10 protein-coding genes are annotated in these 11,612 nt (G+C 43.3%); 3 read left to right on the forward strand and 7 right to left on the reverse strand.

Annotation, left to right across the window (positions count from 1 at the left end; genetic code table 11):
- Positions 1-100 precede the first annotated feature (100 nt).
- Both COPRO5265_RS06330 and COPRO5265_RS06335 read right to left on the reverse strand, forming a co-directional pair.
- Entirely contained in the window at positions 101-916 is an 816-nt protein-coding gene (locus COPRO5265_RS06330; protein ID WP_012544095.1) for an AEC family transporter, read from the reverse strand.
- Positions 917-998: 82 nt separating this feature from the next.
- A complete protein-coding gene (locus tag COPRO5265_RS06335; RefSeq protein WP_158300396.1) occupies positions 999-2,828 on the reverse strand; it encodes a DUF2207 domain-containing protein in 1,830 nt (609 codons plus the stop codon).
- A gap of 122 nt (positions 2,829-2,950) precedes the next feature.
- Between COPRO5265_RS06335 and COPRO5265_RS06340 the strand changes: the two genes are divergently transcribed.
- On the forward strand, positions 2,951-3,814 hold the full coding sequence (locus COPRO5265_RS06340; protein WP_012543476.1) for a class I SAM-dependent methyltransferase: 864 nt from the start codon (positions 2,951-2,953) through the stop codon (positions 3,812-3,814).
- A gap of 107 nt (positions 3,815-3,921) precedes the next feature.
- Positions 3,922-6,414, forward strand: coding sequence for a maltodextrin phosphorylase (malP, locus tag COPRO5265_RS06345; protein ID WP_012544521.1), 2,493 nt, complete (start codon positions 3,922-3,924; stop codon positions 6,412-6,414).
- Positions 6,415-6,442: 28 nt separating this feature from the next.
- On the opposite strand, the gene ptsP is transcribed toward malP, so the two are convergent.
- From ptsP to COPRO5265_RS06365, 4 genes are all read right to left on the reverse strand, one after another.
- Positions 6,443-8,104 (reverse strand): phosphoenolpyruvate--protein phosphotransferase, encoded by a 1,662-nt coding sequence (gene ptsP, locus COPRO5265_RS06350; protein ID WP_012544444.1) that lies wholly within the window; start codon positions 8,102-8,104, stop codon positions 6,443-6,445.
- On the reverse strand, positions 8,101-8,385 hold the full coding sequence (locus COPRO5265_RS06355; RefSeq protein WP_012544706.1) for an HPr family phosphocarrier protein: 285 nt from the start codon (positions 8,383-8,385) through the stop codon (positions 8,101-8,103). The genes ptsP and COPRO5265_RS06355 overlap by 4 nt, the downstream gene beginning before the upstream one ends.
- A gap of 28 nt (positions 8,386-8,413) precedes the next feature.
- On the reverse strand, positions 8,414-8,827 hold the full coding sequence (locus tag COPRO5265_RS06360; protein WP_012544076.1) for a bacteriohemerythrin: 414 nt from the start codon (positions 8,825-8,827) through the stop codon (positions 8,414-8,416).
- Between the two features lie 89 nt (positions 8,828-8,916).
- Complete coding sequence (locus COPRO5265_RS06365; RefSeq protein ID WP_012544761.1) at positions 8,917-9,324, reverse strand: bacteriohemerythrin; 408 nt, start codon at positions 9,322-9,324, stop codon at positions 8,917-8,919.
- A gap of 251 nt (positions 9,325-9,575) precedes the next feature.
- Between COPRO5265_RS06365 and COPRO5265_RS06370 the strand changes: the two genes are divergently transcribed.
- Positions 9,576-10,436 (forward strand): PIG-L deacetylase family protein, encoded by an 861-nt coding sequence (locus COPRO5265_RS06370; RefSeq protein WP_012544747.1) that lies wholly within the window; start codon positions 9,576-9,578, stop codon positions 10,434-10,436.
- Here COPRO5265_RS06370 and COPRO5265_RS06375 read toward each other — a convergent pair whose 3' ends face one another.
- Positions 10,437-11,594: a M20 metallopeptidase family protein gene (locus tag COPRO5265_RS06375; RefSeq protein ID WP_012544555.1), complete on the reverse strand. Its 1,158-nt coding sequence runs from the start codon at positions 11,592-11,594 to the stop codon at positions 10,437-10,439. It abuts the gene before it with no gap.
- Positions 11,595-11,612: the final 18 nt, after the last annotated feature.

Below are 11,612 nucleotides of genomic sequence, written 5' to 3' on the forward strand. Positions count from 1 at the left end.
ACGCAATCCTCATTAAACTATTCTAACAGCTCAGCCAAAAACTTAACAAAAAGAGACAGTGTAATTCTTTTAACCACGCTGACAACTGAAAAGTTACAGCCTAAATCAACCCTGTCCACAGGACAAAAGATAGCGGGTACAAAACCGTGCTCAACACTACAGCTTTGGAGATAAAACTAGTGTCCAGTCCCATTTGTTCCCCATAAATGGTGGAAACCACCATGGTTGGCATGCTACTCTGTAGTATCACCACGCTCTGATCAATGAGTGGTAGCCCCATAAGTGAAGAAAATCCCCAAGCCAGTGCTGGTAAGATAAAGAATTTCACCAAGAGTGCTGGTATTACTCTGTAATCCCATTCTAGCGTCAAGATGTAACCCGTATAGATCATAGCTAGCGGTGAGGTTGTTTTTGCCAACATCGAAATGACATCCATGAATGGCGTTGGAATCTTCACAAACTTCAGTAGTAGTCCCAGCATAGCCCCTACCAAAGGCGGACTAAAAACACTTTTCATCCCTTTCTGCAGCCATAGCAGGATGACCATTATAGTATTACTCTGGTCAAACACCACGGCACGAGAAAGTCCCTCTGCTCCAAATAGACCCTCCACTACCGGGTAACCCATGAAGGCAGTGTTTCCAGCCCATCCAGCGAAAACAACCTCCTTAAGCGATTTTTTAGACAACCTAAAGCTCACATAACCCACAATGTGCAGCAAACCAACCAGCGCAGCAATAAGAAAGAAACTGCTATTAAACGTGCTACTGTACATGGCTTGAAACGCCATACAAGGAAGGCATACGTTGAATACAAACTTTCTTAAAGTATCAGCGTCCGCTTGTGATAAAAACCCTATTATTTTTAGCAAATAGCCCAACACAAGCAAGATGAGAAACGTGATAATAGAATCCATAAAGGGAATTCTACACTAAGGTGATCCCCTGTCACTTACAAAATCGTGGAGTTTCCCAGTGCTGCCTCGTGAAAGAAACTGTTTAACCAGCTCCCACAGAACTTCCGCCGGCACCCCCACCCACACTAGCTCCAGAGCCAAAACCGCCTCCTCCTCTAATTCCACTCTTACCACCGCCCATACTTAGAAGTGCAGTAGTGGGCATCCCGTTCAACTTATCAACGATGAAGGGTCTAACATAGAGAGTCCCTGCTACTGGAGTTTCAGGTGGCGCAGTGGGATAGAGCTGACGCAAGTTTTTAAGGGTCTGTTTGGCAACGCCCAAAGCCGTACCATACACCAGCAGTTCGTCCCACATAGCCAAGGCCTGCGGTGGGTTCTGAGAAAGCAAAGTGAAGTCTGTCAAGTATTTCCGTAAAGCTTGCCACTGCTTAACGTACAACAATCCTTCTTCCGTCCAATGAGAGAACACTGCTCGGTTCATGAAAAGTACTATAAGCGCCATGATAAAGCTTACACCCATTCCTGCCATCATGAAGGTTCTTGCATCCATTAGAGGAAAATCAGTGTTCGCCGAAGCAGTAAGCATTATAATAGGCAGAGCTATGCCGCCTACCACTGCCACCGTTTTCGCTATGGTGTTTCCTGTGCTATTGAAGTACTTACGTTTCTGCGCCAAGACAGTAACGCTTTCCTCCCATTTCGTTAGATTATCCCAAAACTTGTCTACTAAGCTTTTCTTCTTAAAGGTTTTCTCCAGACGAGAAAAAATTATCTCTCCTTCTTTGTTTGCGATAGCTTCCAAAGCTCCGCTAAGATAGGGGCGGCTTGTATCATCGTCTATTAGCTTCAGCCCTACCACTTCACCCGACTTTTCTATGAACGACAAATGTCCTTTACGCACCATGTCCAGCACAGCAGCAGAAAAACCATCATTATCAGGCTCCTTGCAAACCCTACTGACAATTGCATTGACAAGCTCTGGGGGGTCTTGCGTAGGTAAATCACGTTCATACAGTGCATCATACTTTATCTTTCGTTCCCTGCCGTATAAAAGGTAGATACCTAAGAAGATTACAAAAAGCAGTATGGGGTAGAACAAACCAAGCATTTTAGTCCTTTGGTAAATACTTGTGTACTGTCTTTCAATTTCCTCCACGTCTGCCAAAGAAAGAACACTGTTCTTGTAATTTGTGCCTGTGCCAAGCAGTCTTGGAAAGACAAAACGACCTTCCACGTAAGTGTTAGCAGGTACCTGCTCAAATACGTAGTGGAACACGTACCTGTCATTTTGCAATCCCTTAGTAACTTCCTTTTTTAACCCCAAGGGATGCACATATACGGAGGAGGGTTCACCAAATACTGATGGAAATGCAATCATTACCACCAGTTTATCAGTCTTCACTGCAGTACCTTCGCCTATGAACTTTACAAATAACTGCGAAAAATCATTGCATTCCATCATTATGTTACGGAGGTAGTACGAGAATTTTACTTGAACAATCTGTCCTTCTTTAGGAACATTTACATACACGCCCTGCCCACTAGAACTAGGACTTCTTGGTGCGAACCACAGTTCCAGAGAGACCACATTGTGTCTATTCATGACATAATTGATTTCAGGTGTTAGGTTTGGCCCCTGCAAAACAGCAACTTGCAGATCTTCTATGTCTACCTCGCTTGGGTATTCTACACGCCAAGTAACATATCTAAAAGGATCCTTTAATAGCCATGTTACAGTTTCCTCTACCAGAGCAGAGCCGTCTTCTTCTACAACCATAGAGAAGGTTCTCTCCGGAAGCTCAAAAGTAACAGCGGCTACAGAGCTCGGTAACAAGAAAACACTAACACACTGAAACAAAACTCCGAAACACAGAAAAACTAGGAGCCATAGGGTTATTCTTGTTTTCATGAGCCCATTATATATCACCGAAGATATAAAAGTGCTTAATGCACAGTACTTCATAAAGCACATCGACACAACTAGGGATTCCTACAATGGTAAAATGGCTATGATGAGGTTTCCGAAAAGATATGGGTAGCTTTAAAGAAGCATTACTAAAAAGCATGAACAAACTGTTTCCACTACCTGTTCATCCTTTTAACCTGCAAAAAGATGGTGTAAAAACTTATGCCGACTGGGAATTTGAAAAAGGTTTAAGCACTCTGCAATATTTTTTAGATTTTACTGACTTGGACCAACTTTTTAAAGACAAAACAGTGCTGGACATTGGGTGTGGAGCCGCAGGCAAAACAGTATTTTATGCCACTTGCGGAGTAAAAGAGATTTACGGAGTAGACAAGGTTGAAAAATACAAAGAACAGGCAGAGAGACTCGCTAAGAGCAAAGGTGTTGAGGACAAGTTTCACTTTGTTATTGCGGATGCAGCAACCTTGCCCTTTTCTGAGAACACCTTCGACACCATAATCATGAACGACTTCATGGAGCATGCGTCACAGCCTCAAAACGTTCTCCTAGAGTGTTATAGAGTTTTAAAGCCTGGCGGTATGTTATATGTGAATTCTCCACCTTATTACCATCCCTACGGAGCACATTTGAGTGACTTGATTGGTGTCCCTTGGGTACACGTGTTTTTTGACGAGCAAACGCTCATAAATGTTTATAAAGACCTTGCCAAAGGACTACCCGACGCTGAGGATCGGATTAAGCTACGTTTTTCCGTTGATAATACCGGAAAGCCTTACATTTCCTACATTAATAAGATGACCATCAAAAAGTTCCGCCAGTGGATAAAAAGTTCTCCATTCAGGTGCGTGTACTACAAAGAAGTTCCCCTACGTAAAAGTTTATCGTTCTTAGCTAAATGGAGCCTAACCAAAGAGTACTTTGTTAAGATGTTAGTAGCCGTACTAAATAAGCCAATAGAGAAAACCTAGCAAGCAGGTTTTTTGGGAAAGCATTGACTAAGCCTTAGATTGGATTTTGTTTGGTTATAATAGAGTGTTATAAGTTTGAAGTTAAGAGGCAAAAGGAGGTAGCTTTAGTGCTTACGACAAAAGATAACATTGAAAAAAAGTTGCCAGAAAATCTTAAAGACCTGGCAGCTGTAGCATATAACTTTTGGCACACGTGGTCACGTTCTGCCATGAAACTTTGGAGCAAAATAGACCCTGATCTCTGGAAGGCTTACCAAAACCCTGTTAAGCTCCTTTTAGAAACACCCAGCGAAAGGCTTGAAGAGCTTTCAAAAGACGAAGACTTTTTGTCCCTGTATGAATTGGTCACAGAAAGATTCCACAGTTACATGAAGGAGAGCAACACATGGTTCAATGCTAATTACCCCAACTGGGACACAAAGTTTGTTTACATGTGCATGGAATATGGAATAAGTGAAGCACTGCCCATTTATTCAGGGGGCTTAGGTATTCTTGCTGGCGACCACCTAAAGTCTGCTAGCGATTTAGGAATACCACTAATTGCCGTTGGGCTTCTGTACAAACACGGTTATTTTGTGCAAGAAATCAGCTCCGATCTTACGCAACAAGAATTGTTTCCTCAATACAGTCCGGAAGACTTACCCATTACACCTTTGCTTGATGCAGAAGGCAAACCTGTATTAGTCCAAGTCCCTCTGGATGACCAAATGATTACAGCCAGAGTTTTTCAAGCTGACGTAGGACGCGTTAAGCTTTACCTTTTAGATCCAGATACACCAGAAACTCCTCCTGAGTACAGGCTTATATGTGATTACCTCTACAATCCGGGTATGGACATACGAGTTGCACAAGAAATACTGCTGGGTGTAGGGGGCATAAGACTTCTCAAAGAGCTGAATATAGAACCCGGATTAGTTCATCTTAATGAAGGGCATCCAGCATTTGCAGCTTTTGAACGCATAAAAGACCTTATGCAGAAGGGCTTGTCTTTTGAGGAATCACTGGAAGTGGTCAAGGAAAGTACCGTTTTTACCACCCACACACCTGTACCAGCTGGTCATGATAAGTTTCCAGTGGACTTTATCTATGGTCGTTTTAGGTCATTTTTTGAAGGTTTGCCAGCGGATAAATTTCTAAGTTTGGGCAAAGAAACAGAAGATTCTGGTGAGCTGAACATGACAGTTTTGGCCATACGCACTTCCGCCTACGTCAATGGTGTGAGTCAGTTGCATGCACGTGTGTCCAGAGAAATGTTCCGCAATCTTTGGAAAGGTTACACGTTGGAAGAAGTACCCATAGAGGGCATTACGAACGGAGTCCATACATTAACATGGATTTGCTCAGAGTTTTCCAGAATCTATGACCGTGCACTCAGCAGGGTATGGCGTGAACACACAGATTTAGAAGGCATGTGGTACGGCGTTGAACGTATTTCGGACGCCGATTTGTGGGAAGCGCATTTAAAAGCAAAAAAGAACTTTATATCGCTCATGAAGGAGAAAATTCAGAGTAGAAACAAGCGCCTTAATCTGAGTGATCCGTTACCCGAAATTGATGAAAATAGCCTCATAATAGGTTTTGGCAGACGTTTTGCTACTTACAAACGCGCCATTTTGATTTTCCGTGATTTGGAAAGACTCAAGAAAATCCTGAACACACCAGGCCGACCGGTTTATCTGGTATTTGCAGGTAAAGCTCATCCAAACGATGGGCCAGGCAAAGAATTTCTTAGCCAAGTTCTTCGGATGACAAAGGAACCAGGATTCGCCGGCAAAGTGTTCTTCTTAGAAAACTACGACATTTCTTTAGCCAGAGCCATGGTATCAGGCGTTGACGTTTGGCTCAACACGCCACGACGTCCACAAGAAGCTAGTGGCACCAGTGGCATGAAAGCAGCCATAAACGGTGTTTTAAACCTTAGTATTTACGATGGATGGTGGGTAGAAGGTTACAACGGCAAGAACGGATGGGTTGTGGGAGATGAATCTTTGGAACCTGAGCACGAAGAGAATGATCAAAGGGACTCAGAAAGCCTGTACAACATACTCGAAACTCAAATAATCCCAACCTATTATGAAAACAGAACCAAATGGCTTTCAATGATGCGTGAGAGTATTAAGAGCATTGTTCCGCGCTTCAGTACACATCGCATGGTCAAGGAGTACATGGACAAAACATATGTAAAAGCTTTTATCAATTCGGAACGTCTCTCCAAGAATGATTTTGAGAATGCTAAGCGCGACGTTAATTGGGAAAGTAGAGTCGTTGAAGCGTGGAACGGTGTTTCAGTAAAGAACGTTGCTGTGGAAGAAAACGGAGCAAGCTTACGAGTCACCGTTAATTTGGGGCAACTTTCCCCTGAAGATGTCAAAGTTGAACTTTTTTTAGGCAGAGAAGGTACAGAACTAGAGAAAGTACGAACCGTTGAACTGCGCAGATATGTATCAGAAGGTGACAGCACTTTTACTTACTTTTACACCGATGGTTTCTTGCGACACCTTGGTAACCCTTGCTGGAAGTACTTTGTTAGAATCCTGCCTGACACTTCTGACACAGACATAATTCAGCACGTACCTATAATCTGGTACGTCATCCAGTAGGAAATTTCGAAAGAAAAAAGGCGGCCGCCTATGCTAAAGCGGCCGCCTTTTTTGCAATTGCCTGAGCTTCTTCGTTATTTGTAGATAGAACAACCTTTTTCACTCTGGGAATGCTTGAAGGTGTCATACTAAACACTTGTAATCCAAGGCCAAGAAGTATTTCTGTGGCTTTATCATCACCTGCAAGCTCACCGCACATGGCAACCTCTTTTCCAAAAGCGTTTCCCACATCAATAACCCTCTTTATGAGTCTAAGAACTGCAGGGTGAAGCGGGTTATAGTATTCTCGCACTTTTTCGTTATCCCGGTCCACAGCAAGAGTGTACTGAGTCAAATCGTTTGTACCGATGCTAAAAAAGTCCACCTCTGGTGCAAGTAAGTCAGCGGCTACCGCGGCCGATGGAATTTCCACCATAATGCCTACCTTTACATGCTCATCGAAAGGCTGGCCTTCTTCACGAAGCTCAGCTTTTGCTTCCTCTAGAACTTCCTTGGCTTTAACTACCTCTTCCACTGAACTGATCATGGGAAACATAACGGCAGCTTTACCGTAAGCACTAGCTCGCAAGATGGCCCTTAGTTGAGTCTTAAGTACATCTCTGCGGTCTAAACAGTATCTTATAGCTCTCCAACCCAAGAAAGGGTTGTTTTCCCTTTGCAAGCCCAGATAAGGTAAATCTTTATCTCCTCCAATGTCAAGGGTACGTATGGTGACCACTTGTCCCCGCATGCCCTCTAATGCCTTCTTATAGGCCTCAAATTGTTCTTCTTCTGACGGCAACGTGTTTCGGTCCATGAAAAGAAATTCCGTTCTAAAAAGCCCGACCCCTTCCGCACCGAATTTCAAAGCTATCTCAACTTCTTCAGGTCTGCCAATGTTAGCCTCCAGCTTAACCTGTGCGCCATCTTTGGTCACGCTTGGCACAGTAATCAATTCCCCCAGATCACTCTGCTCTTTTTTCCATTGCAACTGCTTTTGCTCGTAGTTTTTCAGCGAATCCTCTGCAGGGTTAACTTCAACTATGCCTTCGTTTCCATCAACCACGAGGAGGTCACCATTCTTTATCTCCCCAGTAGCATTCTTTGTGCCTACCACAGCAGGAATTTGAAAAGATCTAGCCATGATTGCCACATGCGAAGTGGGACCACCTTCATCAGTGACCAATCCAACTACGTGTTCTCGATCGATTTGAGCAGTGTCTGATGGGGCCAAGTCCCTGGCAACGAGAACAGTATTCTGTGGAAGCTGAGAAAGGTCTAACAAAGTGCCCGTGAGGTTCCTAATGATACGCTCTGTAATGTCCTTTAGATCCGCAGCACGAGCTTTGAGGTACTCGTCGGTCATTTGTTCAAAAAACTGAATGTACTCTTGCCCTACGGACCAAACGGCGAATTCTGCATTCAACTTCTCATTCTCAATACTTTCTTTCACCTTCGCCAAGAACTCAGGATCATCAAGCATCATTAAATGGGCTTGCATAATATCTGCCACATCTTTGTTACCGTTTTTGCTTGCCCTCTCGAGTAGTTGAGAAACTTGCTGCTTGCTCTGATCCAGTGCCCTGTAGAATCTATCTAGCTCCTCTTTTGAATCCTCCAACGCAAAGCGCGGTATATCCAACTCTTTCTTCAACACTTGTGCTGTCCCAATACCTATGCCGGGTGCACCCGGTATACCTTTTAGCGTCATGATTCCACTTCTCCAAAATTATCGTGGATCAAGTCCAATAGAGCTTTAAGTGCTTCTTCAGCGTCTTCACCTTCTACACTGATTTTTATCCTACTTCCCTTGTCAGCACCTAGAGAGAGTACTCCCATGATGCTCTTAGCACTAACACTGCGTCCTTCTTTCTCAAGAGTAATATTGCTCTTGAACTTCGCTGCCGTCTGCACCAACAGCGATGCAGGCCTTGCATGCAGACCCGTTGGGTTAGTCAAGATCACTTCTGTCTCAACATGCTGTGCTTCCATTCTCTATAACGCTCCTTCCAAAGTTAGACTAAAACGACAAACCCGCCTGTTTTACATAAGGTACATATTGGATATCCGTCTTAGTAACGTGGTTTATTAACCAATCTACAAGTACTTTGTTCAGCTTCACTGTCAAAGTCACACCAACACCCTTATTCTGTACCTCTTCTTGAAAGCTTCTTATCTGTTCTTTAAACCACTCGTGTTGCTTTTTGTGTTCTTCTAAACCAGGGTACTTTGCTCTACTCATGAGGTCTTGCTCAGCATTGAAATGGAAAATAGTGTAATCTTGCAAAAAATCAAGCATCTCCAAAACCGCATCTTTGCTTCCCTTGGGAATCTCATCAAAAAGCTTGTTGATTCGAGCAAATAACTCTTTATGCTGTTCATCCACTGTCTTGATGCCCACAGAGTATTCTTCCTTCCACGTGATAGCCGGCATTTTTAATCACCTCTTTTTTGCTAATTAGGTCTCATCATTTAAATATTCTAAATTACTAATGCAATAACTTGCCATTTCCTTTTTGCACGCTATACAGCCTCTTCCTTAAGATAGGGAGCAAACTTAACATCGGTCTTAGTAACATGGTTTATGAGCCAACTGACTAGTAGCTTGTTCAGTCTCAGTGTTAAGCTTACACCAAGTCCGTTTTTCTCTACTTGTTCCCTGATAGAAAGTATCTCCGACTTAAACCATTCATGCTCATTCTTGTGCGACTCAAGTTCTGGATAGTTCGCTTTTGCCATGAGTTGTTCTTCGGCTGAGAAATGATAAATAACATAACTGTTTAGAAAATCAAGAGTTTCCAAAACGGTAGTTACATTACCTCTGGAGACATCATCGAAAAGCTTGTTTACCCGTCTGAATAATTCCTTGTGCTGATCATCTATAACTTTTACACCCACTGAATACTCATCTTTCCAGACAATGGCAGGCACTAAAACCACCTCACTCAAACAAAGTAGTTACTCACGCAGTTATCTGTTATGACTTCAGTTCTGTCTACACTACATTTCTATTGTATTACTAAACACTCCAAGTACATAGCCCAGTCAAAGAATGTTAAGAACAGTACAGAAACCCTTGATAACAGATGAGTAAAACGGTGCTACAATAATAGACTAAATAGAAATGGCATATACGCATTTCAAAACGCATAAATCCCAAAAACTAGCCAAGAAAGTCTGGTATGTTACTAGAAAAAGAACGTTCAGGTGATTTTAGAATTTTGGTAGTAGCTCCTCATCCTGATGATGAGGTAATAGCAGCTGGTGGATTAATAACCAGAGCTTGTAAACTCGGTATTGACGTAGGTGTTGTCCTAATCACTAACGGCGATGCCTACCAAAGAGCTGCAAAAGTGTTAGCACGAGGACAAGTTCCCACTGCAAAGACCTACTACCAACTGGGTTTAACTCGGCAAAGAGAAAGCATAAATGCACTTACCTATTTGGGAGTACAACCGAAGAATATTATCTTTCTTGGTTTTGCAGACGCCAGCTTAAAATTCCTTCTTGACAAGTATTGGGAACAACCATGCAACATTGGTGGAATAGGCACAACTTATTGTCCATATAAATCAGGTGTATATAATCCGGGTGTAGCGTACACAGGTGAAAACCTGTACAGGGCAATGCAGACAATAATAAAGAGCTTTAAGCCCACCCACATCATTTATCCACATGAAAAAGACACTCACGATGATCATAAAGCGACGAACCGCTTGATAAATCAAATTGTTACAAGAAGCCGAATTGAAGCTGTCCTTCTAAACTACTTAGTACATTTTCCCCAGTGGCCAGTTCCGAAGGGACTCTATCAGGATCTAGACATGCCGCTGCCTCCATTGGAAGAACCTGAAAACTGGACCAGGCTAAAACTGACCACAGATGAAATAAAGCGAAAATACCAAGCTATTTTGCTATATAAGTCCCAACTTTACACCCTAAAAGATTTCTTGCTGTCTTTCGACCGTAGCTCAGAAGTATTTGCACATCACCACATCAAGTATGAGCGTTTGCCATCTTCAGCTAAGAAAAGCAACTATTAACTAGGATTCTGCAAATTTTTCAGCAAAAGCTACGTCAGCCGCTGCCATCATCCACAACACGTCTTCATCAACGTTGAAATAAGGACTATGGTTAGGTGCAGTAATACCCTTTTCCGGATTGTTCGTATTGAAGAAGTAGAAAACCCCAGGCACCTTTTCCAAGAAGTAAGCCATGTCTTCCCCACCCATGTTTGCTTTTTCTGTTAGAACAACATGGCTCTCACCTAAATACTTTCCAATGGCTTCGACCATGAGATCAGTCATTTCTGCATCATTAATCATTGGTATATAGCCAAAATTATAGGTAAAATCAGCTTCCACTCCATAGGCTTCTGCCAGACCATGAGCTATGTCACCCAACCTTTCTGAAAAGTGGCTTCGGTCGTCGTTTACTACTGTCCTTACTGTGCCTGTAAGGAACACTTCCTCAGGAATGATGTTGTTCGCCGTGCCACCATGGACACTTCCTATTGATATGACCGTTGGGTTATTTGGATCACTTTCTCTACTTTTTAGAACCTGCGTAGTTAGGATAAAAGTTGCAGCGGCCATGAAAGGATCTTTGCCTTTGTGTGGCTGGGAGCCATGGGTACCTGCTCCCGTAAAAACCACCTCGAAATTGTCAGTGGCTGCTGAGGCAGTTCCCTTCTTAATCATGAATGTGCCCGTGGGTACCTCTTCAAATACTGGACCAACATGTCCACCAATGGCAGCATGCACGCCCTCCATAGCGCCATGCTCGATCATGTCCACCGCACCAAAGTAACCTTCCTCTCCTGGTTGAAACAGGAGGCGAATACGACATGGCGGCTCGTGCACACTGAAATACTTAGCCACTCCCAACAACACGGCTGTGTGAGCGTCGTGACCACAAGCATGCATGTATCCCGGATGCTCCGAGGCATAATCCAAATTTGTCAGCTCCTCAACAGGCAGAGCATCCATATCTGCTCTAATGGCTAAACACTTTTCCCCATGACCCACGTCACAGATCAGCCCATGACCACACGGTTTGGGCTCAAAACCAAGTTCAATCAACGCTCTTTCCACGTATGCTTTCGTCTTAGGAAGTTCTAATCCCACCTCTGGAATGCGGTGCAGATCACGCCGGTATCTAACAATGTCTTTGTTCAAACCTCTAAGGAATTCCAACTCCATTACAGGTAGCCTCCCTTT

Origin of the sequence: Coprothermobacter proteolyticus DSM 5265, assembly GCF_000020945.1 — a bacterium.
In the GTDB taxonomy this organism is placed as follows: Bacteria; Coprothermobacterota; Coprothermobacteria; order Coprothermobacterales; family Coprothermobacteraceae; genus Coprothermobacter; species Coprothermobacter proteolyticus.

What these genes read in the sequence shown, in the direction of transcription:
- COPRO5265_RS06335 (WP_158300396.1), bottom strand. Translation starts at nt 2,828, where the DNA reads ATGAAAACAAGAATAACCCTATGGCTCCTAGTTTTTCTGTGTTTCGGA.
- ptsP (WP_012544444.1), bottom strand. Translation starts at nt 8,104, where the DNA reads ATGACGCTAAAAGGTATACCGGGTGCACCCGGCATAGGTATTGGGACA.
- COPRO5265_RS06355 (WP_012544706.1), bottom strand. Translation starts at nt 8,385, where the DNA reads ATGGAAGCACAGCATGTTGAGACAGAAGTGATCTTGACTAACCCAACG.
- COPRO5265_RS06375 (WP_012544555.1), bottom strand. Translation starts at nt 11,594, where the DNA reads ATGGAGTTGGAATTCCTTAGAGGTTTGAACAAAGACATTGTTAGATAC.
- COPRO5265_RS06340 (WP_012543476.1), top strand. Translation starts at nt 2,951, where the DNA reads ATGGGTAGCTTTAAAGAAGCATTACTAAAAAGCATGAACAAACTGTTT.
- COPRO5265_RS06330 (WP_012544095.1), bottom strand. Translation starts at nt 916, where the DNA reads ATGGATTCTATTATCACGTTTCTCATCTTGCTTGTGTTGGGCTATTTG.
- COPRO5265_RS06360 (WP_012544076.1), bottom strand. Translation starts at nt 8,827, where the DNA reads ATGCCGGCTATCACGTGGAAGGAAGAATACTCTGTGGGCATCAAGACA.
- COPRO5265_RS06370 (WP_012544747.1), top strand. Translation starts at nt 9,576, where the DNA reads ATGTTACTAGAAAAAGAACGTTCAGGTGATTTTAGAATTTTGGTAGTA.